Origin of the sequence: Sphingomonas sp. STIS6.2, from assembly GCF_000732685.2 — a bacterium.
GTDB lineage: Bacteria > Pseudomonadota > Alphaproteobacteria > Sphingomonadales > Sphingomonadaceae > Sphingomonas > Sphingomonas aerolata.
The window spans coordinates 187,852-213,629 of record NZ_JPDP02000159.1 but is presented as its reverse complement, the minus strand read 5'-3'; the positions used below and the strand labels follow the sequence as shown (position 1 = coordinate 213,629).

The following is a 25,778-nucleotide window of genomic DNA, read 5'->3' as shown; positions in this document are numbered from 1 at the left end:
CGCGATCTGATTCAGGCTCCGTGAGGAGAGCGTGGATGAGCGACCTGTACTGGCTGACGAATGAGCAGATGGCGCGTCTGCAACCGTTCTTTCCCAAGAGCCATGGCAAGCCTCGGGTCGATGATCGGCGGGTGCTCAGCGGCATCGTTTTCGTCAATCGCAATGGGCTACGCTGGTGTGATGCGCCGAAGGACTATGGGCCGCACAAGACGCTCTACAATCGCTGGAAGCGGTGGGGCGAGAGGGGAGTCTTCTTGCGCATGATGGAGGGGCTCGCGGCAGCGGAAGCCGTACCGAAAACGGTCATGATCGACGCGACCTACCTGAAGGCACACCGCACGGCATCGAGTCTGCGGGTAAAAAAGGGGATCTCGGCCGCCTGATCGGCCGCACGAAAGGCGGCATGAACACCAAACTGCATGCCGTCAGCGATGCGGATGGGCGGCCGTTGAGCTTCTTCATGACCGCCGGGCAGGTCAGCGACTACACCGGCGCGGCAGCCTTGCTCGACGATCTGCCGAAAGCGCAGTGGCTGCTTGGCGACCGTGGTTATGACGCCGATTGGTTCAGGGACGCTCTGGAAGCCAAGGGCATCCAGCCCTGCATCCCGGGCCGCAGATCGCGCAACGAGCCGGTCAGATACGACAAGCGCCGCTACCGGCGCCGCAGCCGCATCGAGATCATGTTCGGCCGTCTGAAGGATTGGCGCCGCGTCGCCACTCGCTACGACCGCTGCCCAACCGTCTTCTTCTCTGCCGTCGCGCTCGCGGCCACCGTCATCTTCTGGCTATGACCAATGAGTCCTGACCCTAGCATTGGCATCAAGAATTTTCAGTTAATCCACTTTAACCGCGTGGAGTTGCAATTACTAAACAGATTCGATGCATAAATCCCCTTGTCGAAAGACAAGCACTTTCAAATTTGGGGGTTCAAATGCGCTACTGGCCAATCGGCAAGCCCATTCGGGGTTAACTTTGCCATCAGCTTGGGGATCACTATTGGCGTCATTGACGTATCCTTCAGGGTGCAAAGCAATGCGTTACTAGGCCAATGGTGACCCTTACAACGGCTGAAGCTTAAAATGCCCGGCTTTTCGAGCCGGGCATTTTTTGTGTTCACGACCGCGTCATATCCTTTGCCAGAATCTCATCGGTGCATGTGCGAAAAAGCAAGGCCAAGAGGTTTCACCGCTTTTTGCATAGCGGTGTGCGCAGTATTAAACCGTCCGCTTACCAGATAGCCAATTAAAGGCGTTCGTTACGCCGAACTACTGCGACGGCCCTTCGTTGATCGCATCAACTTTCCGAACGAGGACACGAGCAAGAGCAACCGCCGCAGGGAGTGCATGCTGTGCGCGCCTGGCGTAGCGGTCGAGCTGCGCTTCGAGCCAAGCAACCCATACGACGAGAACGCCGTTGCCATATTTAGCGAGCGCGGCACCCAACTGGGCTATGTCAGCGCAGAGCGCGCGCCGCTGATCGGCAAGCGGATAAAGGAAGGCGAGGCGATCGCCGTCTTTCAGACGATGCACGGAAGCGGGGTGCCTACCCTGCCCGACCCGGTCCCCGATGCTTTAAAGCGCCCACTTCCCCGCCAGGCTCGGCCGGAGCAGCGATCGGTCTACGATCCCCACGCCTTTTACCCGACAAGGAAGGCCCAGAATTCGGCGCTTAACATCGGGCTTGCGGCCCGGTTTGACCAATATGAAGCTTAGCAGGTTCGTCCCGTACTATGCTGGGGCTGACGAACGCGGCACGATCGCTAAGGCCCGCGAAGATAGCTTTGAAAAACGGGACGCCCTCACAGCAATGCGTGCCGCACTGCTCGAGATGGTGCCTGAATCGCACTCTGGTTACCGAACTTCTGATCCAGCTGAACTGTCCGCAGACACTGCAAACACGTTCAACCCTGGCAAGATAGCGCCAGTGGCCGCGCAAGAGCGGTAGGCGTCATTCTCGGCATGGTGAAGTGCATCGGCTAAGAAAGAGGCCACAAGCGGATTGTTAGATACGTCGGCGACGTGAAGCGCCCAAGCGATCGCGGAACGCAAGATTTCTGCGTCGTGTCCAAAGGGCGTGTTCATGGGGCGGCTTGTTACAAAGCGAATTCTTGGGAGCCAAGCTCGCGTTCGGCATACAAGGTTAAGATTAACCTAGGTTACTTCCCGTCAGGACCCAAGCTAGCCTGACTGAACCCGCTGCCAGCTATACTGGTGAGCAAGGGTCTGAATGGGGCACCTGACCGATTGCGTCACGCTGTTGCCGGCGTGCCGAGTTGCACCCAGCGAGCAACTGATCGGATAGGACTGATGCTGCTTCGATGTCGAGCGTGACAGCAACGCCTGGCCCGTCAATCAGCACCCTCCCCTCGTTCGCTGAGACGTTCAGAATTTCCGGACGCAAGGTACGCAGCATGCCAATTCTCCCGTAGACCAATCAGCGACCAGTGGCGGCACATCGTTCCGGGTATTGATCCACGGCAGGACGTTACTCAGTCACCGAGATCGCTCGCCTCCCGTTGAGGGAGGCGGTGAGTTTGGAGCGGAGCAGCGCGCTAGCTAGGTCAGAAAACGTCAGTCCCAGTGACGCTCTTGCATACGAAGGTCGATCGTATACTTTCGGTCGAATTGCAGGAGTCGAACGATGAAATATCGCGTTGCAGTTGCGCTGATCCTCACGCCCATTGGCGTAAAGGCGCAAACGTCAGAAGCCCCTGCCAAGGCCGTAGAGTCGCCAACCAAAGAGAAGAAGATCTGCCGGTCAATGACGCCGACGGGCTCTTTCATGGCCACGCGCGTCTGCAATTCGGCTGCAGCGTGGCGCAAATTTGATGGGATTACTGCTGACGGCGCGCAGCAGACCCGGGATGTGTATCGAATGACCACGACCGGCGTGCCGCACTGAGTTAGATGCAGCGGCGATTTCCTGCAATGCCCGCCGCCTGGCAGTGGAATCGGATGCCGCAATCTGATTGAGCGCCGAAAGAAGCCGCTCATTGCGCGCGCACAACGCCGCTTTCGTCATGCTGGCACGAAGCGGCGGCTTCCCGACAGTTCGGCCGCGCACAACCATGTCAGTCATGTTTTCCTCGTGGGTTCCCGCCACCAAATGCGCAGGGTTGCAGCAGATCGCGCGGTCGCAGGTGTGACGGATGACGCGTTCGCCTGGGTCTTCGCCGTTAACTATTGCCGATGCCACCCGGTTTGATCGGCGGATCCTGCCGCCTCCCACCGTCGTCTGACCGTACAGCCCTTTACCGCCGCGGCATGCTGTCCAATCCCAGCACTCGCCTTCACCGCGGCGGGCGACGTTAGACCAGAATCGGGCAATGATAGCCGGCCCCCGGATTGGATCCGCGAGGTAAGGCCATATAGGCTTGATCCCGAACCGGGGCTTAAACGGCGCCGTCGCGGCTATCTCGACGCTCATGAAATACACCCCACTGCACGTGGGGGATTCTTGGGGGTATAATGCCCGCCGCCACGGGCTTTGTAAGGGCGTCAGTTCGATAGGTGCCGGGCCCACCAATTTCCAAAATCACAGTCTCCATATCGCCGCAATAAGCCGCAGCAATGCGCCACTTCTCTGCGGTTTTCTTGGCAGGCGTTCCGTAACTCCCCGTCGTAGATCAGGCGTTGCGGGGGCGGCTCAGGGGATATTTTCGGATTGCCCGCACCCAATACCCCCGCAAGGCCATCCGAACATGCAGCCGGCGATTTCCAAACCCCCCGGCCGCAGCCGCACATGGTGCGCGTGAACGCCTTGTCTCACGCAGTCTGACAGGATCCAGCGGCTCTTATACTCCACAGCCCGGGAACGCAGGAAGATGAGGACAATCATGCAGCTCGGGGGGCCTCGACGTCACCCGGTGGCCAGCGTAGCCCGTCGTCAAATAAATGACTGTTGGGTCACTCTTCGTGTCTTGTTAACCATACAAAAACAGGACTTATTGCGCGCTTCGACGGTGCGAAACGCGCCGCGGAGCAGAGGGTGTTTCAATGGTAATGATCCTGGTGGGCTGGGCCGGCTCTTCCGTCGCAGCGTTTCTCGTTCTCGGGTACGCCGCTCACAAGCTCAAACACGTATGAAGCGGGAACTGGGTTAGGATCCACACGCGTTCTATCCGGAAGAGGACGGGCTCGACCGGGGAGCCGACCGCGCGCGTCGAGCGACTGACGACGGGCCGACCTGCACCTACCAACCAGTTGATCGGAAGGGACGGACGCCGCCTCTATGCCGCGCGTGGCGGCAAGGCCGGGTCCGTCGATGAGCACCCTCCCTTCGTTCGCCGCGACGTTCAGAGCTTCAGATTGCACCTTCGGCTGCATGGCCAGACGCGATGCGGTTTCTGGTCATCGATCACGATCATGCATGTCCGATGGCGCTTTTCATCCGTAAGATCATGAGGCGCAGCGCCCGCCGCCAGTTGCGACACCGCATCCGTCACGATCGGGCTGGAAAACTTCCGTCGGGAAGTGGAGCACCTGCACCTTTCCCGATCGGTAGGGGAACCTGGACCACTCCCGCGGCTTGCTCAGGGAATTCCGCATCAAATAACCGACGAATCCAAGGATATGCGGAGGTCTCCTATAATCCGATTGGAGTAGTGCGTCTTAAGCCATTAGGATTATCGTCGAGAATTCCGGAGTATGATAAGGAAAGAATGGCGACGCTGGTTGCCGACTTTCGAGGATAGTCCCATGATAAACAAGGCAATCATAGTCGGAATGCTTGGATTGACGGCAATTTGTGCGACACCCGCTGCAGCTGTATCAATCATGGATCCGACCGACGACTTCATTCCGTCATATACTGCGGGTCCGCGTTTTGCAGATCTCGACGTCACAGGCTTCTCGGTCAATTATGACAGTATGTCGCAATTCTTCACGCTAGGCGCCACTTTCGCCGGGGATATCAATCCGCAGACGGCGGGTCTGTACATTTTCGGCGTCAACACCGGTACAGGCATCGCAAGGCCTTTTGCCTCGATCGGTCAACCCGATGTGATCTTCAATCAGGCCATCGTGATACAGAAGAACGGCACCGGATCGGTCGGTCCAAACGCCTTGGACCCAGCTGGTATTTCCATCGCGGGGAACATGCTGACAGCGCGGGTTCCGCTCGCCTTGCTGCCGAGCACGGGCTTTGGGCCAACGCAATATGGGTTTAATCTCTGGCCCCGAAACGGTGTGGGTAACGTCAACCAGATTACGGATTTTGCACCTGAAAATGCGACCGTTTCGATCGGCGCGGTTCCAGAGCCGGCAACGTGGCTCATGATGCTTGTCGGCTTCGGGGGCGTCGGCTTCAGCCTCCGCAGGCGCATCGGTAAAGTCGTCACAGGTACTGCTTACGCCTGATCTCGATGGCAGTTCATCTCAGATAGAGCCGCCGCCCTTCAATGGTCGGCGGCTTTTCGGTCCAGCGTCATCTGCGTCTGATGTCTGACCCCAGAATGAGGGCGTCGAGGATCCTGCAGCTTGCTGAACTATATAATCGCCGAAGGGGTGCCGAGTGCGACAATATGCTCGACGGCGTCCTCAGTAATTTCCTGGGCATCCTCCAGCCCGAATTCGCCAAGATAGGACCAGGCGACCCACCCGACATATCTCGGCAGGCCCGGAATGGCGAGGCCGACGGATCGGCCGATCGTCACGCCATAATCCGCTTTCACCCGAAAACCACGCGTGGAGACGCCCGTCACGGTCGCGGGTATCATTTCGCCCAGAGGGGTGATCAGAAGCGCCCCCAGGTTGACGAGATGCCGGGATGCGCAACGACGTTCGATCAGCGCCGGCGAGATATCGCTCGCGATTTTGCGATACATATTCATTTCGAGGCACGTCCGGGCAGTCTACGTTGTTGCGCACACGTGGCCATCACGGTCGCTGGCTTTGCATCGAAGACTGGACTTCCTTATCGCCTTCGCGATCGACGTCGGCCTGCTTGCTTATGGAATGGACAATCGCCTCTGCTTCTTTCTTCAACGCGATGATCCGCGCCCTGTCGTCGTCCGTGATGAAGTCACGAGGTTTTTCATCGAAGACGCACAGCGCCCCGAGTACGGTGCCGTCTTCGTCGCGTAGCGGCGCACCGATATAAAATTGAATGCCTTCGATCGTGTCGACGAAGGGGTTGCCGGCGAAACGCTCGTCTGCGCCCGCGTCCGGAACGATTGTCAGTTCGTCGGGGGATAGAATGGCATGCGCACAGAAGGACGTTGACCTCTTATATACACCGGCCTCGAAACCCGCTGCCGACAATACATAGGTCGAGTCCTGATAGACGATGGTGATGGCTGCGGACTTTGCCTTCAGGGTATCGCGGACAGCATCCAAGATCGGCCGGAATCTGCCGACATGCGGACTTGCGATGAGATTGCTTGTCGCAATGGCCCTTTCGCGCTCGCGTTCATTCTCCGGCTTATCCGCCATGATGTAGAACGAGATCGACATATCATATCCTAGCCCTATGTGCCCAATCGAGCAGATAGGGAGCCTAAGCGTCCGTTTGCCCGGCCTATGACGATATAAAGCAATAGCTAACAAAGGGTTGGGATCACCGCCCGCCCTATCGAACGGCACCCTCCCCTTGTCTCTCCCGACGTTCAGCGGGCGATCCAGGCGGTGATTCCGGCAAGGCTGCGGAAGTCGTCGACCGCGCGGACGTCGAGCGTGGGATAGGCGGCGCGGACCATGTCGGCGAGCGCGGTGCCGGGGCCGAGTTCGAGCAGGCGGTCGACGCCGCGTTCGACCAGCGCCTCGAGCGTGGCGGCCCAGTCGATCGTCGTGTCGAGCTGTGCCGCAAGTCCTGCGATGCCGGCGGCGCCGCGGACGATCGTGGCATCGGTCGCGCCGATCAGCGTGCGACCCCGGATCGGCCGTGCGGGCTGGGCTTCGAGCAGCGCGGCGTGGAACGGGGCGACCGCAGCGGACAGGCGACGGGTGTGCGACGCGACGCGGACCGCGATCGGGCGGGCGGTTGCTGCACCCTCCGCCAGAGCCGCGTCGCAACAGGCCGCGACCTGCGCGCGGGTGCCGCCGATCACGAACAGCAGACCGGGATTGACGATCGCGATGCCGCAGTCGAACCGCGCGACCAGCGCCTCGACCGCCGCGCGCGGCAGGCCGCGGACGAAGCCGAGGCCATCCTCCGCACCGCCTGCCGCGTCCATCGCCGCCGCTCGCGCCGCGGTGAGCCGCAGCGTGGCGGCGGGCGACCACAGGCCGGCAATGCCCCAGGCGGTCATCTCGCCGACGCTATAGCCCGCGACCACCGCCGGACCGATCGGTTCGAGACACGCCGCCGCCGCCAGCCCGCGCGCGACACACAGGATCTGGCTCGTCGCATTGGCGTGGAGCCGGTCGTCCGCTGCGGTCCGGACGAGCTGATGGACGTCCTGTCCGAGGATCGCGGCGGCCTCGGCGAGGATCGGTGCGGCGGCGGGCTCGTCGACGAACAGGTCGAACATCGCCCGATCCTGCCGCCCCTGCCCCGAACAGAGCAGCGCGAGCGTCACGCGTCGTGCGCCGCGACGAAGAACGTCATCGCGAGCAGGTCCGCACAGCCCCCCGGACTGAGCCGCCGGGCGACGAAGCGGTGATGAACCGCGATCGCGCGCGCGCGCCAGTCCGCCGCGGCGATGCCTCCCGTCGCGAGGAAAGCGTTGGCCTCGTCTTGCGCGAAGGCGAGACCGGACGGGCCGCCGCGATAGAGGAGATTGGTGTCCGCGACGCCGACGATCAGCGCCATCAGGACCTGCACCGCCTGCGCGTTCCGGTCGTAGGGCTGCAGGCGCCGCGCAGTGGCAAGCGCGGGCAAGGCGGTGGCGTAGAGCGCGGGAAAGCCGGCGGCGGCTTCGGCGCGTGCGCCGCCCGCGGCATGGCGGCGCGCGACCGTGGTGCCATGGCTGTGCAGCGCGACGGGCCCGCGCAGGATATCCGCGCCCCAATGCTGCGCGACGATCGTTCCGAGCGGCGCGGCGATGCCATAGCGCGCGCGGAACCCCGCAGCGGCGCAGAGCAGGCCCATGCCGAAGATCGCGCCGCGATGCGTGTTCACGCCGCCCGTCGCGACCATCATCGCCGCCTCCGCCGCGATTCCGATCGCGCGCAGCCGGTCCATCCCTGCCCCCGCAGCCCCCGCCTGGGCCAGCGCGGCGAGATAGGGTGCGAGTGCGTCGGCGCTGCGGTTCATCATCGCCGCATCCATGTCGTCATGCGCACCCGGATCCACCGGGCTGACGAGGCCGGGCTTGGGATAGGTCGCGATCTCACGCCTGAGGCACAGAGCGGCGGCGTGGCCGATCGCGTCGGCGTCGACCGCGGGCGTTGAAACGACGAGCGCGGTCATGCGAACATTTCCGCGCGTGGGGTCACGCCGTTCGCGTGCAGCGCCTTGACGAGCAGCTCGGGAGCGTCCGACGCCCATTCGCGCCACTGGACCGCTCGTCCCTGCGGCGTCAGCAATTCGCCGTCGATCCGCATCGGTGCGGTCGCGTCGACGACCATGAGCGTAAGGGCGAATGACGTCGCGGCGTGCTCGTCCGCCACCTCCCAGAGCAGGTCGAGATCCGAGCCTGGCGACAAATAGTTCAGGTGAGTCAGATGAGCCCAGGCGAGGCTGCCGAAACAGCGCGTGTCCGGGTCGAGCCCGACGAGCGCGGCGATGCTGGCTTGCCAGGTCGGAGGTGCCGCCGCCGCCGCATCGCGGAGCAGCGGCGGCGGAGCATCGGCCCGGATGGAATCGGGAGGCACGGCGAAGGCGAGCCGCTGCTTGCCGATCGACGGCGGCAGCGGCAGCCCGAGCGGGACCAGGCACGGCAGTTCGCCGACGACCGGCCGCCGCGCGATCAGCGGGCGATCGTCCTTGGCCCAATCGGCCAGCAGCGCCGGGGCGTTGGCGAGCCCGTGCGCGGCGAGGATGGCGGGCCAGCGCTGCGGGTCGATCCAGACCAGCCGGTGTCGGTCGAACCGCATCAGCGCCGCGCCGCCGCGTCCACCTCGTCCGCGATCGCCGCGGCCTTGGGCCGGCCCTTGCGCTCGGCCCCGAGCGTCGCGCGCGCATCGTGATCGCGCGTCGCGGCGAGCAGCGTCGCGAGCTGATCCGCAAGGCTGCGCTGCGGATCCCAGATCTCGGCGACTCCCCCGACGCTGACCAGATTATCGAGGCCGGGGGCGAAGACGGGGGTCGTCTTCGCCTTGTCCTCGAGCAGATCGATCGACAGCTTGGTGACGCGCGCCATCGAGGCGAGGTCCATCACCTCGGGATGCGCGCCGGGCAGCGCGACGAGCGTGTCGCAGGCGAGCGCGGTGGCGATGAACGCGCCGGCCGCGCTGCCGCCATAGAGCAGGCCGATCGTACGGTGGCCGCGCGCCTCGGCGAGCAGCAGCGACTTGGCGAGATGCGCGAGATATTCGCTGAGGCCGAGCAGTTCGTCGCGTCGACTCATCCGCTGGCTCGCGCTGTCGACGAGGAAGAGGATCGGCGCTTCGTTGTCGCTGCGCGCGATCGCGAGCACCGCGGCGGACAGGCGGATCGCCTGGTCGATGCCGATCGGCGCGCGGGCGGTGGCGCCTATCACGTGCATCAACCGCCCGTCGGGCGATGTGCCGCGGCCGAACAGCAGGTCGCCCTCCGCGGTGACATCATGGCCGGACGGAAACAGCGAGTCGAGGATCTCAGCGGGCGTCATCGGCGCTCTCCCGGTACTGGACGGCTAGGGTCGCGAAGGCGGCGGAAGGCATGTCGGGGATCGCCTGCGGGTCATCGATGCCCAGCATGCGCCAGATGTCGGTCGCGTCGGCGGCGTCGCCGAACCGGGCGATGCGGCGTTCGAGGCGGTCCTGCTCCGCGTCCAGAGTGGCCAGATCGAGACCGGGTCGTTCCCCTCTCCCGACCGGGAGGGGGGAGGCGTTCCGAACGGAACCCGCCTTGGCTGGTCGCCCGAGCGCCGCGAGCATCGCCGCGCGGAATGCCGCCGCGTCGTCGTCGACGAACAGGTCCGCGCCGCCGATCAGCGTCCGGTGCTTGCCGCCCATCGTCCGCCAGACCAGGGCGCGATCGCGTGAGTCGAATTCCTCGACGCCCTTGTTGGTCTCGATCACCTCGGGGCCGGTGACGCTGATCCGCCCCTGTTCGGATATGATCAGCGTCGAGCAGCAGCCGGCGATCAGCCCGCCGCCGCCATAGCAGCCCGCGCGCCCGCCGATCAGGCCGACGACGCGCACGCCCGCGATCCGCGCCTCGGTGACCGCGCGCATGATCTCGGCGATCGCGATCTCGCCGGCATTGGCCTCCTGCAGACGGACGCCGCCGGTGTCGAACGCGATCACGACGTCGCGGTCGAGGGCCTTGGCGGCGCGGAGCAGGCCGGTGAGCTTGGCGCCGTGGACCTCGCCGAACGCGCCGCCCATGAAGCGGCCCTCCTGCGCGGCGATCAGGATCGGCGTGCTGTCGACCGTCGCGGCGCCGACGACGATGCCGTCGTCAAACTGCGCGGGCAGGTCGAAGATGCCGAGATGCGGGCTGGTCTCGCGCCGCTCGGGGCCGACATATTCGGTGAAGCTGCCGGTATCGACCAGCGCCGCGATCCGCTCGCGCGCGCCCGCCTCATACCAGCTCTGATGAAGGTTGCTCATGCTTCGGGCTCCTCGATCATGCGGACAGCCTGGGCGAGGCGCAGCGACACCGTATCGGGTCGCGCGCCGCCATCGTTGATCGCGATCCGCAGGCCGCCCGCCGCGCGCCGGCCGACGAAATCGGCGACCACCGCGTCCCACAGGTCGCGAAAGCCGTGCGCCGCGGTGCTGATCTCGATCGCGCACCGATCGGCCGCGGCGCCGCGCTCGACAAGGATCTCCAGATTGCCCGACGCGACCACGCCGACCAGCGCCAGCGCGCGCGTGCCGCGCGCGGGCACGGGCGCGGCGATATCGAAATGCAGGATTTCCATGCTTCTATCCCCTACCAGTTCCGGAACCGGCTCGGCGGCCGGTAGAGCCCGCCCGAGGCGAGCATCAGGTCCTTGATCGAACGCGCAGCCAGCATGTTGCGGTTCGCGTCGAGCGGGTCGATGCCGAGATCCTCGGGCCGCTGGATGATCTTCCGCTCGCGCAGCCGTTCGACCATCGCCCTGTCGCGGCCGCGGCCGATCTCGGTAAAGCCCGCCACGCCGCGGATCGCCTGTTCGCGCTCATCCGCATCGCGGCAGAGCAGCAGGTTCGCGATGCCCTCTTCGGTGACGATGTGCGTCGTGTCGTCGGCGTAGACCATGATCGGTGCGAGATCGAGATCGAGCTTTTCGGCGAGTTCGAGCGCGCCGAGCTTTTCGACGAACAGCGGCGCATTGCCCTCGCCGAACGTCTCGCCGATCTGCACGACGAGCTTCCGGCCGCGCCGCAGCGGTGCCGCGGTATCGGGATCCGCCTCCGCGCCGGCCTGAAGCCACGGTGCGCTCGGATGACGCCGGCCGCGCGCGTCCGACCCCATGTTGGGCGCGCCGCCAAAACCCGCGATGCGGTTCGCGGTGATCGTCGAGCTGTGCCCGGCGAGGTCGATCTGCAGCGTCGAGCCGATGAACATGTCGCAGGCATACAGCCCTGCGGTCTGGCTGAACGCGCGGTTCGAGCGGAGCGAGCCGTCGGGTCCGGTGAAGAAGATGTCGGGCCGCGCGGCGAGATAATCCTCCATGCCGACTTCGGAGCCGAAGCAATGGACCTGCTCGACCCAGCCCGCCTCGATCGCGGGGATCAGCGTCGGGTGCGGGTTGAGCGCCCAGTGCGTGCAGATCTTGCCCTTCAGCCCGAGCTTCTCGCCATAGGTCGGCAGCAGCAGCTCGATCGCCGCGGTGTTGAAGCCGATGCCGTGGTTCAGCCGGCGCACACCGTAGGGCTGATACAGCCCCTTGATCGCCAGCATCGCGGTCAGGATCTGCGTCTCGGTCATCGCCGCGGGATCGCGCGTGAACAGCGGCTCGACATAAAAGGGCTTGCCCGCGTCGAGCACGAAATGAACCTGGTCGCCGGGGATGTCGACGCGCGGCAGCGTATCGACGATCTCGCCGACCTGCGCGATCACGAGGCCGCTGCCGAAGCTCGTCGCCTCGACCACGGTCGGCGTGTCCTCGGTATTGGGGCCGGTATACAGGTTGCCGTGACGGTCCGCGCTGACCGCGGCGATCAGCGCGACCTGCGGCGTCAGGTCGACGAAATAGCGCGCGAACAGTTCGAGATAGGTGTGGATCGCGCCGAGCTCGATCTTGCCGCCGAACAGCATCCTGGCGATCCGTGCCGATTGCGGGCCGGAGTAGGAGAAATCGAGCCGCTTCGCGATGCCGCTGTCGAAGACGTCGAGATGCTCGGGCAGGACGACGCCCGACTGGACCATGTGCAGGTCGTGGATCCGTTCGGGATCCATCGCCGCCAGCCCCTTGGCCAGCACATCCGCCTGTTTCTGGTTGTCGCCCTCGATGCAGACCCGGTCACCGGGCCTGAGCACCACTTCGAGAAAGTCGACGAGCGTTTCGGGATCGACCAGCTTGCCGGTGGCAAAGCCCCGGCCCGCCGCAATCCGCTCCTCGCGCATCTGCTTGCGCGTATTCCATTGCCGCACCGCATCGCCTCCTGACGCTTATTCTGGCTTCCTTGTATTCGCTATTGCTCCAAACGCAACCCTGTGCATACTTGACGTCGTATAAGACGCCAGATCGAATACATTGAGAGGATATGCCATGAGCGAGTCCCTACCCCTTGCCGCCACAGATGCGGGACGCGGCGCATGATCGCCGGCGTAGCACTGCTCGCGATCTGTACGCTGATAGGGCAAGTGCTCGGCGAAGGCCTTGGCGTGCTGCTCGGCGTGAAGGCCAATGTCGGCGGGGTCGGTATCGCGATGATCCTGCTGATCGCCGCTCGGATGTGGCTGAAGACCCGCGGCCGCTACAATGAAGGCGTATCGCGCGGGATCGGCTTCTGGGGCGCGCTCTATATCCCGATCGTCGTCGCGATGGCGGCGCAGCAGGATGTCGTCGCCGCGGTCGAGGGCGGTCCGATCGTGCTGATCGCGGGCGTCGGCGCGCTGCTGCTGTGCTTCAGCGCGGTCGCGATCATCAGCCGGCTGTCGGGCACGCCCGAGACGATGGACGAGATCGAGGCGCGCGAGACGCGTGAAGCCGAGATGGCGATCGCCGTCGGATCTCCCGCCCCGATCACCCCGCGCTAAGGACCGAACGCATGGAAATGATCACCAAGGTCCTGACCGCCAATGCGCTGCTCACCGCGTTTGCGGTCGTCGGCATCGTCATGTGGCTGTCGAACATTCTGTCCGCCAAGCTGACGATGGGCCGGGTCCATGGCTCGGCGATCGCGATCCTGATCGGGCTCGCGCTCGCCTTCTGGGGCGGGCTCGCGACGGGCGGGCACAAGGGGCTCGCCGATCTGCCGATGCTCGCCGGAATCGGGCTGATGGGCGGCGCGATGCTGCGCGACTTCGCGATCGTCGCCACCGCGTGCGAGGTCGATGTCGAACAGGCGAAGAAGGCGGGGCTGATCGGCGTCGTCGCGCTGCTGCTCGGTACGATCCTGCCGTTCATCGTCGGCGCGCTGGTCGCGGCGTCGTTCGGCTATACCGATGCGGTGTCGATGACGACGATCGGCGCAGGCGCGGTCACCTATATCGTCGGGCCGGTCACGGGTGCGGCGATCGGCGCGAGTTCGCCCGTCATCGCGCTGTCGATCGCGACGGGCGTGTTCAAGGCGGTGATGGTGATGGTCGGCACGCCCTTGGTGGCCGGGCTGATCGGGCTCAACAACCCGCGCAGCGCGATGGTGTTCGGCGGGCTTATGGGGACGGTCAGCGGCGTGTCCGGCGGGCTTGCCGCGACCGATCGCCGGCTCGTGCCCTATGGCGCCTTGACCGCGACCTTCCATACCGGGCTAGGGTGCCTGGTGGCGCCGTCGATCCTCTATCTGATCGTCCGCGCGATCGTGGGGGGCTGACAAAACGTGGCGGATATCGAGAGCGAAGACACGGGGCTGCTGTCCGACCGGATCCGCAACGCGCTGACCGATGCGATCTCGTCGGGCGAGCTCGCGCCGGGCACGATGCTCGACGAACAGCAACTGGCCGACCGCTACGGCGCCTCGCGTACCCCGGTCCGTGAGGCGCTGCGCCAGCTCGCGACCAGCGGGATGGTTGAGGTCCGCCCGCGCCGCGGCGTCATCGTCCGCCACGTCACCGCCGAGGAGGTGATGGACATGTTCGAGACGATGGCGGAGCTCGAGGCGGTGTGCGTCCGGCTCGCCACCTACCGGATCACACCGCTCGAACGCAGCCATCTGTTGCGGGTGCATGAGGCGAGCGAGGCGGCGGTCGTGGCGGGTGACGTCGACGCCTATGACGCGCTCAACCGCGAGTTTCACGAGGCGATCTACCGCGCGGCGCACAACGACTTCCTCGCCGACCAGGCGATCGCGGTGCGCACGCGGCTCAACGCCTTCCGCCGGATGCAGCTGCGCCAGGACCGCCGCCTCGCCAGTTCGCGCGCCGAACATGACGCGGTGATGCGCGCGATCGCCGAGGGCGATGGCGACGAGGCGGCCCGGCGGATGCGCGCGCACATGCTCAACGCCGCGAGCGCGCTCGACAGCTATATCGCGCACCAGGACGCCGCGCACGCCAAGCCGGCGGGATGATCGCCCGGCCTGGTGGGTTCCTCCGCGTATGAGTCCTCCCTCCCCCCGGAGGCATGCGGCGCCGACTGGGATATCTATCCAGTGCACTGGTCCTTTCCGATCAAGCGGCGGCTGCGCTGACGGCCTAAGGTCGCGGCGACGACCATTGAGAAAAGCAGGACGATGACGGATCAGGACGACGACCGGCCGCCGCAGACCGGGGGGGCCGGCGAGGCCGCCTATTTTCACGCGCGCGCCGACTGGCACGAGCGGCGCGCCAGCGTGGCGACCGATGCCAGTACGATGACGCTGCATCGCCGGTTCGCGCGATTGTACCGGGCGCGCGCGGCCGATCCTCTAGTATATGAGTACCCATGATTAGCGCATAAATACCAGGAACTTACGTCCCGTCTCACGCTTTATGCGTCCGATCCGGGAGCAGTTGCGCTCTTGGAATGTCGGGAGCCCGATCATGAAAAGCCTGTCTGCGACGATCGCCTCGCTTGTGCTGATGACGGCAGTCGTCGGCTGTGCGGCACCGGCGACACGCATATCGTCTGGGTTGCAGCGCTACGGGCTCGACGCGCCGCGCGCGGATTGCGTCGGCGAGCGGCTCCATTCGCGCCTGTCGCTCGGGCAGCTCCAGCGGCTCGGCAAGGCGGCCGCGGCGTATCGGCAGAACGACACGACGCCGGGGGCGCTGACGCCGTCCGACCTGATCCGTGTCGCCTCCGAACTGCGCGACCCGGCGATCGCGCTCGAGGTCGGCAAGGCCGCGGCAGCCTGCCGTGTCCTTCCCTGAGCCGAATTGACGTTTCCCCATTTTCGAGAAGGACAAGACGATGAACAAGGACGAATTCCAGGGCGGCGCACGCTATGTCGGCGGCAAGGTCGAGAAGACGATCGGCGATACCGTCAGCAGCCGTGACTGGCAGGTCGACGGCGTCGTCGATCAGGTCGCGGGCGGCGCACAGAATCTCTACGGCCGCGCGAAGTCCGCGGTCGCCGATGCCGTCGATGGCGCTCCGGAACTAGCCGACAAGCTCGGCAGCGACGCCCGCGAGGCCGCCGACCGCGCCGGTCAGCTGGCACGACAGGGCGCGCGGACCGTGCAGGAATCCGCCGAGGACGCACCTTTGCTCTGGGCACTCGGCGCCGCCGCGATCGGCTATGGCCTGGCCTGGCTCGTCCACGGCCAGCGCGACTGATCCGATGACCGCCGCCCCCGCCCTCAAGTCGCTGCGCGACTCCGCCGATCTGCGCCATCTGCGCCAGATCATCGCGGGGCTCGACGAAGGCGTGATCCTGATCGATCCGGACCAGTCGATCCTGTGGGCGAACGCCGCGGCGCTCGCGATGCACGGGGTCGACGCGGTCGAGGATCTGGGGGCGACGGTCGACGCCTATCGGGCGAAGTTCCAGCTGCGCTATCGCAACAACCACCGGTTGGGCGACGATGACTATCCGATCGAGCGCGTCGTGTCGGGCGAGGCGTTTTCGCAGGTGGTGGTCGAGGTGGCGGTCGCGGGCGAGGACAGCCCGCGCTGGGTCCATCAGGTCCGCAGCCTCGTCCTGACCGACGACCAGGACGAGCCCGAATGCCTCGTGCTCGTCATTCAGGACGTCTCGGCGCAGTTCGAGGCGGAGGACCGTTTCGAGCAGTCGTTCAACGCGAACCCCGCGCCCGCGCTGATCTGCCGGCTGTGCGATCTGAAATTCGTGAAGGTCAATCAGGGTTTTCTGGACATGACCGGGCATGAGCGCGACGGGGTGCTCGCCCGCACGCTCTACGATCTCGACATCCTCGCGCATGCCGACAGGCGCGACGTGGCGAAGCAACGGCTGTGCGAGGGGCGGACGATTCCGCAGATGGAGGCCGAGCTCGACCTGCCCGAAGGCGGCACCAAACTGGTGATCGTCGCAGGCCAGCCGATCGATCTGGCCGAGCAGGGCTGCATGCTGTTCACCTTCGCGGACCTCGAGCCGCGTCGCAAGGCGGAGACCGCGCTGCGCCACAGCGAGGACCGGTTCACGCGTACCTTCTCGCTGGCGCCGGTCGCGCTGACGATCGGCACGCGCGACGGCCACCGGCTGTGCGACGTCAACGAGGCGTTTACCGAGCTGACCGGCTATACGGCGGCGGACATCGTCGATCGACCGCTCGGGGTCGTCGATCTTTGGGAGACCGCGGCGATCCAGCACGAGATCGAGGGCGAGATCGCCGCCGACCGGCCGATCCGCGACCGCGAACTGCGGCTCCGATTGAAATCGGGTCAGGTGATCGACGCGATCGTCTCGAGCGAACCGATCCAGCTCGGCGGCGAACCGTGCATGCTGTGGGCGATGCGCGACATCAGCACGCGCAAGGCATCCGAGCGCGAGCTGGTCCATGCGATCGAGGCGGTGATGCAGGATACGAGCTGGCTCAGCCGGTCGATCATGGAGAAGCTGGCGCGGATCCGGACGCCGCAGGCCGATCCGGTCGGCGTCGGGCTCGACGAGCTCACTCCGCGCGAGCGCGAGGTGCTGGCGCTGATCTGTCGCGGACTCGACGACAAGTCGATTGCGCGGACGCTCGACGTCTCGGGCAACACGGTGCGCAACCATGTCGCGCGGATCTATTCAAAGATCGGGGTCAACCGCCGCAACGCCGCCGCAGCCTGGGCGCGCGCGCGCGGCTTCGACGGAGACTCGCTGCCCGCGCGTCATCCGGCCGATGCGGCAAGCAAGGAGGTCGCAGCATGACCGACGACACGACACCAGGCGGCAAGGCCGGCAGCAAGACCGGACGCGCGCGCCAGGCCAAGGGCTCCGTCCAGGAGGCGATCGGCAAGATTATCGGCGACCCCGGTGTCGAACGCAGCGGCCGCCGCGAAAGCAAGGCCGGCGCGAAGCAGGCCCAGGCCGAGCCGCATGAAGCGGACCATTCCATCGACCGCGACGGAGCCGACTGACGCCGTCGCGGGCACTATTCAACAGGAGCATCTATGACGATCACCACGACACCCGGCGTTCTGCCGGCCGACGACCTGCGTCTTGCGAAGACGCCCAGCCGCATATCCTGGGGGGCGATCTTTGCAGGCGTCGTCCTCGCGATCGCGGTCCAGCTCGTGCTGGGCATCCTCGGCACGGGCATCGGCCTGACGCTGGTCGATCCGGTCGAGGGGACCACGCCGGGCGCTGCGGGCTTCGGCATCGGTGCCGGGCTGTACTGGGTCGTCACGACGATCATCGCGCTTGGTGCGGGCGGCTATGCCGCCGCGCGCGTTGCCGGCGTGCGTGACCGGTTCGACGGGCTCGTTCACGGCCTTGTGGTCTGGGGCGTTACGCTGATCCTGACGCTGTACCTGCTGACCTCGGCGGTCGGCGGGATCATCGGCGGCGCCTTCCGTACCGTCGGCTCGGTCGCGACCGCAGCGGGGACCGGGATCGGTGCCGCCGCGCCCAAGGTCGCCGACGTCGCCGGCGTCGATACGGGCGACGTCCGCGAAGAGGCGGCCGCCTATCTGTCGGACGCACCGTCGGATCCTGCTCAGATGACGTCGGAACAGGCGCAGAAGGAAGTGGCCAAGCAGCTTCCCGCACTCGCCCGCGGCGGGCCGGACGGCGCGCGTGCCGAGAGCCGCATCGTCGACATCGTCGCCGCGCAGCGCAAGATCACCCGTCCCGAAGCCCAGGCTCAGGTAACGCGCGCCAAGGCACAGTTCGTCAAGACCAAGGACGAGACGATCGCGACCGCCAAGTCGGCGACCGACACCGCCGCCGGCGCCGCTGCGGGCACGTCGTTCATGGTGGTGATCGCGCTGCTGATCGGTGCCGCCGCCGCAGGGGCCGGCGCCACCGCCGCGACGCGCCGCCGCATCTGATCGCGATACGCCGAGCCTGACTGAGGCGCTGCCGGATCCTCCGGCGGCGCCTTTTTTTTTGCCAGCGCCTCACCGTGCCATGACCCTGGCCGCGGAATTGATTCCGATAGCGGAATGGTTGCGGCCCCCCGACCGCGCCGCGCTTTGTCCCTCTCGAGAAGTCAGCAGTTTCGAAGGTTGTCGACGTGCCCGCCGGGGCCGTCGGCGCCGCGGCGCTGCTGACCCGCACAGGAGGATGAAGCATGGACGTACACGTCATCTCGAAGGCAACCGGGGCCGTCACGCGCGTATCGGGAGAGGCCGTGAGCCTCGATGCGCCGAGCGTCATCCGGCTCGACCTTGCCCGCTCCGAAGTCGCGGGGTTCGAGCGTGAGGGCAATGCGCTCATCGTCCGCCTGATTAACGGGGACCATGTCGAGGTCGCCAATTTCCATCCTGAAGATGCCGGGGTCGCACCGCATGATCTCGTCCTGAACGAACCCGGCGGCACCATGTGGCAGGCGCGCGTCGCGCCGGGCGCGCCGCGCTTTGTCCCGCTCGAGGATCCCGAGGACCTTGTCGCGGCGGCGGGCGGCGGCGGTGGGGGCTCGCTCGCGCTGCCCGCTGCCCTGCTGGGCGGGGTGGTCACGGCAGGCGGCGCGGCGGCGGCACTGGGCGGCGGCGGCTCGGATACCCCCGCGACCCAACCCGATCCGGTCACCCCGCCCGTCACGCCCCCCCCTGTGACGACCCCGCCCGTCATCACCCCGCCGGACACGACACCCCCCGCCGCTCCCAGTGTCACGATCGCAAGTGACGGCACGGCCGTCACCGGGCTCGGCGAGGCCGGCGCGACGGTCACAGTGCGTGATGCTGCTGGCGCCGTGATCGCAAGCGTCGTCGTGGCAGCGGACGGCAGCTTCGCTGCGCCACTGTCACCCCCGCAAGCTAATGGCGGCAGCCTTGCCGTCACGCAGACCGACGCCGCGGGCAATGTCTCCCCCGCCGTGCAGGTCGCTGCGCCCGATACCACCGCACCTGGCGCGCCCGAGGCGGTGATCGACGCCGGTGGTGCGACCGTCACCGGGCGCGGCGAAGCAGGCGCGACCGTCACGGTGCGTGATGCTGCGGGCATTGTGATCGCCAGCGTCGTCGTGACAGCGGACGGCAGCTTCACGACGCCGCTGTCGCCCGCGCAGGCGAGTGGCGGCAGCCTCGCCGTCACGCAGACCGACGCTGCGGGTAATGTCTCCGCTGCGGTGCAGATCGCGTCGCCCGACCTCACGGCACCGGTGACCCCCGCCGTTGCGGTGAACGACGACGGGACGCTGGTCAGCGGCACCGGCGAGCCCGGCGCGATCGTGACAGTGACCGACGCCAATGGCGTGGTGATCGTCACCGCGACCGCCGGGACGGACGGCGGCTTTGCGGTGCAGCTGTCGCCGGCGCAGACCAATGGCGAGACGCTTGGCGTCAGCCAGGCGGATGCGGCGGGCAATGCCTCGCCCGTGGTCGGGGTCGTTGCGCCCGACCTCACCGCGCCGGCGGCACCGACGATCGCGCTCGACGGCACCGGCACGATCGCGACCGGCACGGGCGAGCCGGGTGCGACCGTCACCATCACCGGCGAGGGCGGCGTTGTGCTCGGAAGCGGAAGCGTCGACGCCGGCGGACGCTATGAAATCACGTTGCGATCGCCGCAGACCGATGGCGAACGGGTCGAGGCGGTCCAGAGCGACGCCGCGGGCAACGTGTCGGGCAATGCGAGCACGATCGCGCCCGACTTCACCGCGCCCGCGCAGCCGGTCGCCGCGATCAACGGGGATGGCGCGCTGGTGACGGGGACGGGCGAACCCGGCGCGCAGATCCAGGTCCGCGACCTTGCCGGCACGACGATCGGCACCGCGCAGGTCGGGGTCGACGGACAATATAGCGTGCTGCTCGACCCGGCACAGGCGAATGGCGAGCGGCTCACGGTGGTGCAGACGGACGCCGCAGGCAATGCCGCGTCCCCGCTGTCGCTGATCGCCCCCGACGTGACCGCGCCGGCGGCCCCGGCTGCCGCGCTCGATGCGACGGGGACGATCTTGAGCGGCACCGGCGAGCCCGGCGCCCGGATCTCGGTCCGCGACGCGAACGATACCGAGATCGGCGCGGCGATCGTCGATGCGCGCGGCAATTACGATGTCGTGCTCGTCCCGCCGCAGATCGACAGCCAGCTTATCTCGGTCGTGCAGGCGGATGCCGCGGGCAATGTCTCGACCGCCACCGCGCTGATCGCACCCGACCAGACCGCCCCGGTCGCGCCGACTGCGACGGTCGCCGCCGATGGCGCAAGCCTGACCGGGACCGGAGAAGCGGGTGCGACGCTGACGGTGCGCAGCCCGGTCGGCGCGGTGATCGGCACGATCATCGTCGCGGGCGATGGCACTTATACCGTCACGCTGACGCCGGCGCAGACCGACGGGGAAACGCTGAGGGTGCGGCAGGTCGATGGCGCGGGCAATGTCTCGCCCGAGGCGACTGCCGCGGCGCCCGATCTGGTCGCCGATCTCGGCCCCGATGCACCGACCGCGACGATCGCCATCGACGGCAGCGCCGTGACGGGGAGCGCGGTAGCGGGCGCGACGGTCACGCTGTTCGATGCCGATGGCGTGGTGATCGCGACGGGACTCGCCGCGGGCGACGGGCAGTACGCCATCGCGCTCGTCCCTGCGCTGCGTGACGGCGAGACGATCCGCGTGACGCAGACCGACGGGGACGGCAATGTCTCGCCCCCCGCGACCGCGATCGCCCCCGACCTGACCGCGCCCGACGCCCCCAGCGCGGTGCTCGACCAGACGGGCACGGCGCTGACCGGGACGGGCGACGCCGACGCGGCGATCACGGTGCGCGATGCCGACGGCACCGTGATCGGCACCGCGACAGCGAATGCCGCCGGGGCGTTTGCGGTAATCCTTGATCCTGCGCAGCGCGATGGCGGGACGCTTGCGGTGACGCAGGCGGACGCCGCGGGCAATGTCTCGGCGCCTGCGCTGGTCGCGGTGCCCGACGTCACCGCCCCTGCAGCGCCGACGGCGACCGTCGAGGGCGATGGCAGCCTCCTCGTTGGCACGGGTGAGGCCAATACGAGCGTCATCGTGCGCGATGCATCCGGCACCGCGATCGGCACCGCGCTTGTCGCCGCCGATGGCGGTTTCCGTATCGTGCTCGACCCCGCTCAGGCGGATGGCGAGACGCTGAGCGTGACGCTGACCGATGCGGCGGGCAATGTGTCCGCACCCGCCACCGCAATCGCCCCCGACATCACCGCGCCGGACGTGCCGACCGCGACGATCAGCGGGGACGGTTCGGTCATCACCGGATCGGGCCAGGTCGGCGCCACAGTGACCGTCACCGCGCCCGGCGGAGCGACGCTCGGGACCGCCATCGTCGCCGCCGACGGCGCCTATGCCGTCGCCCTCGTCCCCCCGCAGCTTGACGGCGAGGCGCTGTCGGTCGTCCAGGCCGACCGTGCGGGCAATGTCTCGGCCCCGGTGGGTCTGCTCGCCCCCGATACCACCGCACCCGACGCCCCCACCGCGACGATCAGCGGCGACGGCAGTCTCGCGACCGGTACCGGCGCGCCTGGTGCGACGATCAGCGTCACTAACGCAGCGGGCATCGTGATCGGTACCGCGATCGTCGCGGAGGACCGGAGCTATGCCGCAACGCTGACCCCGGCGCAGGCCAATGGCGAGAGGCTCGGCGTGACGCAGGCCGACGCGGCGGGCAATGTCTCCGTGTCGACCGGCGTGACCGCCCCGGACATCACCGCGCCGCCTGCGCCCGTCGCGATGCTCGACGCGAGCGGATCGGTCGTCATGGGCACCGGCGAGCCCGGCGCGACGCTGACGGTCCGCGATGCTTTTGGTACGCCGCTGGGAACCGCGATCGTCACCGCGCAAGGCGATTATAGTGTCACGCTCGCGACCCCGCAGATCGACCGTCAGGCACTGAGCGTGTCGCAGGCCGATGCCGCGGGCAATCCGTCACCCGCGACCACGCTGACCGCCGCCGACCTGACCGCGCCGGCCGCGCCGCTGGCCACCGTCGCCCTCGATGGACTGACGCTCTCCGGTACGGGCGAGGCGGGGGCGACGGTCACCGTCCGCGATCCGCTGGGCCGCGTGGTGGGTCAGGCGGTCGTCGCGGGCGACGGCACCTATATAGTGCCGCTCGATCCGGCGCAGACCAACGGCGAAGTGCTGGGGGTCGACCAGCGGGACGCGGCCGGCAACGGCTCGCCCATCGTGACCGCGATCGCACCGGATCTCGTCGCGGACACCACGCCCGATGCGCCGAGCGCCGCGGTCGACGCGGATGGCGCTGCGGTAGCGGGGACGGCGAATGCCAGCGCCGCGATCATCGTCTATGACGCGGTCGGGACAATCATCGGCACCGGCGTCGCCGGTCCGGACGGAAGCTACCGTGTCGCGCTCGTCCCCGCCCGGATCGACGGCGAGACGGTCCGCGTCACGCAGACCGACGCGGACGGCGACGTCTCGCCGCCCGCCACCGCGGTCGCGCCCGACCTGACCGCCCCCGCCGCCCCCACGGCAATCCTCGATCTGACGGGAAGCGTCGTCACGGGCACGGGCGAGCCTGGCGCGACGATCACGATCCGCGCGGCCGATACGACCAGTCTGGGGACCGCGATCGTCGGCGCGAACGGCGCCTATGCGGTGACGCTGACGCCCGCGCAGATCGATGGCCAGACGCTGGCCGCGACACAGGCCGACGCCGCCGGCAACATATCGACGCCATTCGTGCTGATCGCGCCCGATTACACCGCCCCCGCCCTGCCCGTCGTCACGATCGCACCGGACGGCAGCACAGCGACCGGGATCGGCGAGCCGGGTGCGACCGTGACGATCCGTCTCGGTGCCGTCATCCTGGGTACCGCACAGGTCGCCGCGGATGGAAGGTATACCGCGCAGCTGAGCCCTGCGCCGGTCAATGGCGAGACTCTGTCGGCGAGCCAGGCCGATCCCACGGGCAACGTCTCGGCCGTCGCGACCGTCGCGGCGCCCGACATCACCGCCCCGCCGCCGCCGATCATTTCGGCGATCACCAACGACGGCACGACGCTGACCGGGACGGGCGAAGCTGGCGCACGGGTCGAGGTGCGCGGTCCCGATGCCACGCTGATCGGCGTCGCGACCGTCGATGCCGAGGGCCGCTATACGGTCACGCTGGCGCCGGCACAGGCAGCGGGCGGGACGCTCAGCGTCACCCAGGCCGATGCCACGGGGAATGTCTCGACCCCGGCCAGCATCGCCGCCCCGTTCGACATCGCCGCGTTCGGTAATGTCGACGCCGCGGGACTCGATCTCCTGCCGACCACGGCACCGGTCGATCTGGGGAACGCGCGCTATCTCGCCCTTGTCTCGCTGGGCCTCGTCAACCTCGACGCCGAGGTGCTCGCGGTTCGCAACGTCCGCTTCTCGGTGGCGGAGGGCCACAGCCTGGATGCACGGTTCACCTATGACGCAGCGGCAACGATCGGCGCCGCCAGTGACTATGCGGTGGTCGTGCAGCGGCTGGTGGGGACGCAGTGGGTCGCGGTCACAGGCAGCGGGCCGGCCTCGCTGCTCGAGATTGGTCTGCTCAACGGCAATCTCAGCGCGACCGAGACGCTGGGACCGGGCGTGTACCGGGCTTTCCTTACCTTCCAGGGAACGGCGGGCGTCGGGCTACTCGGCGATCTGTCGGTTGCCGGGATCGATTCGGACTTCACCGATATTGCCGGTGCAACGCCCATCGCGGCGAGCGGCAACGTCATCACCGACGCGGGCCCGGGTGGCGAGATCGACGTCACGGGCCCCGGAACCCGCGTCGCCAGCGTCACGGTCAATGGCGTGACGACCGACGTCGGACCGGACGGGAGCAGCGTCACCGGCACCTGGGGCAGCCTGAGGATCAACCCCGACGGCAGCTACAGCTACACCCCCGTCGCGAATGCCGGCGCGATCGGGCGGACCGAGACCTTTACCTACACGCTGGTCGACCCGACCGATGGCGAGCGTGAAACCGCGACGCTGACGATCGCGATCGGCAGCCCGGACATCACCGGCGCACCGCTTGCGGTCGCCGACCAGGCGTTTGCCGACGTGACGTTCCAGAATGTCGTCACGACGCTGCCGCCCGCCCCGGCGTTCGACTTCCCGTCGACCGGGACCATCCTGACGGGGCAGGTCACCGGCACGGGCACCGGCAGTTTCACCGTCGCCCCCGCCGCGGTGTCGGATATCACGATCGTCGCCGCGCGAACGGGTGGGCTGCTCTCCGTACTGCCGGCCTATACCGTCAGCGTGCGCAGCGCCGACGGCCTCATCGTGCGGACGGCAACCATCAATACGGTGCTGAACCCGGTGCTCGGCGGCGTCGCGACCTTCACCTTCGACGACCTGCCCAGTGGCAGCTATTCCTACCAGGTCAGCAGCAACGCGGCGCTAAGCGTCGGGAATTTCGGCACCACGGTATCGCTGGGCTCGAGCACCCTGTTCCTCAACGACTACACGCTGGCGACGCGCGAGACCGCGACGGGCAATCTGCTCGACAATGACACGACCAATACCAGCTTCGCGGCGATCCGCGTCGATCGCGGCAGCGGTTTTTCCGAGATCGGCGACACTCCGGTCACGCTGACCGGCCGATATGGCACGCTGCAAATCGATGAGACCGGCGGCTATGCCTATCAGCCCAGCGCGACGCTCGGCTTCTCCGCGGTCGATCTCACCGACAGCTTCACCTATCAGCTCGTTCAGCCCAATGGCGTGCTGTCCACGGCGACACTGACCGTGACGATCGACGTTCCCGCCGATGGCCCCGCCGCCGCGGCGGACTTCGCATCGATCGCATCGGACGCGAGCGGGTTCGCGGAGCTGACGGCGCTGGTGGAGACCGGGGACCTCGACGTCATCCCGCTCGACGCGCTGACGGTACAGAGCATCGAATCGGGCGCGTTCGCGGCGGCCGGACCGGTGATCGGGCTCGCCACCTATGATCTGTTCGAGGGTCAGGGCGAGTTGGAGGACGTGCTGTCACAGTATCTTGCAGCAGAACCGCAAGCATCGATCGGAGAAGAGCCCGATACGGTTTCGTTCGATCCGATCGTCGTCACGGAAATCGCCACCGTCGTCGATCCGTTCGACTACCTCGCCACTATCCCGGATCAGGACCAGAACGGAATAGTCACCAGTCATGTTTTATAAGAATTC

General features: G+C 67.0%; 23 protein-coding genes. 14 read left to right on the top strand and 9 right to left on the bottom strand.

Annotated features, from left to right (window positions below; genetic code table 11):
• Window positions 1–35 precede the first annotated feature (35 nt).
• The 4 genes from sphst_RS15890 to sphst_RS21370 all read left to right on the top strand — a co-directional run bounded on the left by sphst_RS15890 (window position 36) and on the right by sphst_RS21370 (window position 5,359).
• A protein-coding gene (locus sphst_RS15890; protein WP_107045931.1) for an IS5 family transposase occupies window positions 36–793 on the top strand; the annotation gives its coding sequence in 2 pieces (ribosomal slippage) (window positions 36–369 and window positions 369–793; 759 coding nt in all).
• Window positions 794–1,345: 552 nt separating this feature from the next.
• A complete protein-coding gene (locus tag sphst_RS15885) occupies window positions 1,346–1,714 on the top strand; it encodes an HIRAN domain-containing protein (RefSeq protein ID WP_051916446.1) in 369 nt (122 codons plus the stop codon).
• Window positions 1,715–2,642: 928 nt separating this feature from the next.
• Window positions 2,643–2,903, top strand: a complete 261-nt coding sequence (locus sphst_RS21375; protein ID WP_156360446.1) for a hypothetical protein — start codon at window positions 2,643–2,645, stop codon at window positions 2,901–2,903.
• A gap of 1,796 nt (window positions 2,904–4,699) precedes the next feature.
• Window positions 4,700–5,359, top strand: coding sequence for a PEPxxWA-CTERM sorting domain-containing protein (locus tag sphst_RS21370; protein WP_234387709.1), 660 nt, complete (start codon window positions 4,700–4,702; stop codon window positions 5,357–5,359).
• Window positions 5,360–5,487: 128 nt separating this feature from the next.
• Here the strand turns inward: sphst_RS21370 and sphst_RS15870 are convergent, their stop codons facing one another.
• The 9 genes from sphst_RS15870 to mdcA form a co-directional block, all read right to left on the bottom strand.
• Window positions 5,488–5,832: a hypothetical protein gene (locus tag sphst_RS15870; protein WP_159043680.1), complete on the bottom strand. Its 345-nt coding sequence runs from the start codon at window positions 5,830–5,832 to the stop codon at window positions 5,488–5,490.
• Between the two features lie 46 nt (window positions 5,833–5,878).
• Window positions 5,879–6,454 carry a GAF domain-containing protein gene (locus tag sphst_RS15865; RefSeq protein ID WP_031394769.1) on the bottom strand — a complete coding sequence of 192 codons (576 nt, stop codon included), beginning with the start codon at window positions 6,452–6,454 and terminating at the stop codon, window positions 5,879–5,881.
• Window positions 6,455–6,606: 152 nt separating this feature from the next.
• Entirely contained in the window at window positions 6,607–7,518 is a 912-nt protein-coding gene (locus sphst_RS15860; protein WP_107045821.1) for an acyltransferase domain-containing protein, read from the bottom strand.
• Window positions 7,515–8,351: a triphosphoribosyl-dephospho-CoA synthase MdcB gene (gene mdcB, locus sphst_RS15855; RefSeq protein ID WP_107045820.1), complete on the bottom strand. Its 837-nt coding sequence runs from the start codon at window positions 8,349–8,351 to the stop codon at window positions 7,515–7,517. The genes sphst_RS15860 and mdcB overlap by 4 nt, the downstream gene beginning before the upstream one ends.
• Window positions 8,348–8,977, bottom strand: coding sequence for a malonate decarboxylase holo-[acyl-carrier-protein] synthase (gene mdcG / locus sphst_RS15850; RefSeq protein WP_107045819.1), 630 nt, complete (start codon window positions 8,975–8,977; stop codon window positions 8,348–8,350). Before mdcG ends, mdcB begins: the two co-directional genes overlap by 4 nt.
• A complete protein-coding gene (gene mdcE / locus sphst_RS15845) occupies window positions 8,977–9,693 on the bottom strand; it encodes a biotin-independent malonate decarboxylase subunit gamma (protein WP_107045818.1) in 717 nt (238 codons plus the stop codon). Before mdcE ends, mdcG begins: the two co-directional genes overlap by 1 nt.
• Window positions 9,680–10,639: a biotin-independent malonate decarboxylase subunit beta gene (locus sphst_RS15840; protein ID WP_107045817.1), complete on the bottom strand. Its 960-nt coding sequence runs from the start codon at window positions 10,637–10,639 to the stop codon at window positions 9,680–9,682. Before sphst_RS15840 ends, mdcE begins: the two co-directional genes overlap by 14 nt.
• Window positions 10,636–10,953 carry a malonate decarboxylase acyl carrier protein gene (gene mdcC / locus sphst_RS15835; protein ID WP_107045816.1) on the bottom strand — a complete coding sequence of 106 codons (318 nt, stop codon included), beginning with the start codon at window positions 10,951–10,953 and terminating at the stop codon, window positions 10,636–10,638. The genes sphst_RS15840 and mdcC overlap by 4 nt, the downstream gene beginning before the upstream one ends.
• Before the next feature lie 11 nt (window positions 10,954–10,964).
• The gene (mdcA, locus tag sphst_RS15830; protein WP_081877699.1) at window positions 10,965–12,611 is read right to left on the bottom strand and encodes a malonate decarboxylase subunit alpha; all 1,647 of its coding nucleotides are present in this window, start codon (window positions 12,609–12,611) and stop codon (window positions 10,965–10,967) included.
• Between the two features lie 165 nt (window positions 12,612–12,776).
• On the opposite strand from mdcA, the gene madL reads away from it, so the two are divergent.
• The 10 genes from madL to sphst_RS15780 all read left to right on the top strand — a co-directional run bounded on the left by madL (window position 12,777) and on the right by sphst_RS15780 (window position 25,772).
• Entirely contained in the window at window positions 12,777–13,220 is a 444-nt protein-coding gene (madL, locus tag sphst_RS15825; RefSeq protein ID WP_031395485.1) for a malonate transporter subunit MadL, read from the top strand.
• Window positions 13,221–13,231: 11 nt separating this feature from the next.
• Window positions 13,232–13,996 (top strand): malonate transporter subunit MadM, encoded by a 765-nt coding sequence (madM, locus tag sphst_RS15820; RefSeq protein ID WP_031395486.1) that lies wholly within the window; start codon window positions 13,232–13,234, stop codon window positions 13,994–13,996.
• A gap of 6 nt (window positions 13,997–14,002) precedes the next feature.
• The gene (locus tag sphst_RS15815) at window positions 14,003–14,692 is read left to right on the top strand and encodes a GntR family transcriptional regulator (protein ID WP_031395487.1); all 690 of its coding nucleotides are present in this window, start codon (window positions 14,003–14,005) and stop codon (window positions 14,690–14,692) included.
• A gap of 162 nt (window positions 14,693–14,854) precedes the next feature.
• Window positions 14,855–15,049, top strand: coding sequence for a hypothetical protein (locus sphst_RS15810; protein WP_031395488.1), 195 nt, complete (start codon window positions 14,855–14,857; stop codon window positions 15,047–15,049).
• A gap of 94 nt (window positions 15,050–15,143) precedes the next feature.
• Complete coding sequence (locus sphst_RS15805; protein ID WP_031395489.1) at window positions 15,144–15,473, top strand: hypothetical protein; 330 nt, start codon at window positions 15,144–15,146, stop codon at window positions 15,471–15,473.
• A gap of 40 nt (window positions 15,474–15,513) precedes the next feature.
• Complete coding sequence (locus sphst_RS15800; protein WP_031395490.1) at window positions 15,514–15,879, top strand: CsbD family protein; 366 nt, start codon at window positions 15,514–15,516, stop codon at window positions 15,877–15,879.
• Between the two features lie 4 nt (window positions 15,880–15,883).
• Window positions 15,884–17,416 carry a PAS domain S-box protein gene (locus sphst_RS15795; RefSeq protein ID WP_043157826.1) on the top strand — a complete coding sequence of 511 codons (1,533 nt, stop codon included), beginning with the start codon at window positions 15,884–15,886 and terminating at the stop codon, window positions 17,414–17,416.
• Entirely contained in the window at window positions 17,413–17,625 is a 213-nt protein-coding gene (locus tag sphst_RS15790; RefSeq protein ID WP_031395492.1) for a CsbD family protein, read from the top strand. The genes sphst_RS15795 and sphst_RS15790 overlap by 4 nt, the downstream gene beginning before the upstream one ends.
• A gap of 33 nt (window positions 17,626–17,658) precedes the next feature.
• Window positions 17,659–18,537 (top strand): hypothetical protein, encoded by an 879-nt coding sequence (locus sphst_RS15785; protein WP_107045815.1) that lies wholly within the window; start codon window positions 17,659–17,661, stop codon window positions 18,535–18,537.
• Between the two features lie 242 nt (window positions 18,538–18,779).
• The gene (locus tag sphst_RS15780) at window positions 18,780–25,772 is read left to right on the top strand and encodes a BapA/Bap/LapF family large adhesin (RefSeq protein WP_107045814.1); all 6,993 of its coding nucleotides are present in this window, start codon (window positions 18,780–18,782) and stop codon (window positions 25,770–25,772) included.
• The last annotated feature ends 6 nt before the right edge of the window (window positions 25,773–25,778 follow it).

Bases quoted from the DNA above. Each gene is read 5' to 3' on its own strand.
- madM (WP_031395486.1), top strand. From the start codon at position 13,232: ATGGAAATGATCACCAAGGTCCTGACCGCCAATGCGCTGCTCACCGCG.
- mdcC (WP_107045816.1), bottom strand. From the start codon at position 10,953: ATGGAAATCCTGCATTTCGATATCGCCGCGCCCGTGCCCGCGCGCGGC.
- sphst_RS15810 (WP_031395488.1), top strand. From the start codon at position 14,855: ATGACGGATCAGGACGACGACCGGCCGCCGCAGACCGGGGGGGCCGGC.
- sphst_RS15790 (WP_031395492.1), top strand. From the start codon at position 17,413: ATGACCGACGACACGACACCAGGCGGCAAGGCCGGCAGCAAGACCGGA.
- madL (WP_031395485.1), top strand. From the start codon at position 12,777: ATGATCGCCGGCGTAGCACTGCTCGCGATCTGTACGCTGATAGGGCAA.
- sphst_RS15805 (WP_031395489.1), top strand. From the start codon at position 15,144: ATGAAAAGCCTGTCTGCGACGATCGCCTCGCTTGTGCTGATGACGGCA.
- mdcE (WP_107045818.1), bottom strand. From the start codon at position 9,693: ATGACGCCCGCTGAGATCCTCGACTCGCTGTTTCCGTCCGGCCATGAT.
- sphst_RS21370 (WP_234387709.1), top strand. From the start codon at position 4,700: ATGATAAACAAGGCAATCATAGTCGGAATGCTTGGATTGACGGCAATT.
- mdcG (WP_107045819.1), bottom strand. From the start codon at position 8,977: ATGCGGTTCGACCGACACCGGCTGGTCTGGATCGACCCGCAGCGCTGG.
- sphst_RS15865 (WP_031394769.1), bottom strand. From the start codon at position 6,454: ATGTCGATCTCGTTCTACATCATGGCGGATAAGCCGGAGAATGAACGC.
- sphst_RS15785 (WP_107045815.1), top strand. From the start codon at position 17,659: ATGACGATCACCACGACACCCGGCGTTCTGCCGGCCGACGACCTGCGT.
- sphst_RS15870 (WP_159043680.1), bottom strand. From the start codon at position 5,832: ATGAATATGTATCGCAAAATCGCGAGCGATATCTCGCCGGCGCTGATC.
- sphst_RS15780 (WP_107045814.1), top strand. From the start codon at position 18,780: ATGGACGTACACGTCATCTCGAAGGCAACCGGGGCCGTCACGCGCGTA.
- sphst_RS21375 (WP_156360446.1), top strand. From the start codon at position 2,643: ATGAAATATCGCGTTGCAGTTGCGCTGATCCTCACGCCCATTGGCGTA.
- sphst_RS15795 (WP_043157826.1), top strand. From the start codon at position 15,884: ATGACCGCCGCCCCCGCCCTCAAGTCGCTGCGCGACTCCGCCGATCTG.
- sphst_RS15800 (WP_031395490.1), top strand. From the start codon at position 15,514: ATGAACAAGGACGAATTCCAGGGCGGCGCACGCTATGTCGGCGGCAAG.
- sphst_RS15840 (WP_107045817.1), bottom strand. From the start codon at position 10,639: ATGAGCAACCTTCATCAGAGCTGGTATGAGGCGGGCGCGCGCGAGCGG.
- mdcB (WP_107045820.1), bottom strand. From the start codon at position 8,351: ATGACCGCGCTCGTCGTTTCAACGCCCGCGGTCGACGCCGACGCGATC.
- sphst_RS15885 (WP_051916446.1), top strand. From the start codon at position 1,346: ATGCTGTGCGCGCCTGGCGTAGCGGTCGAGCTGCGCTTCGAGCCAAGC.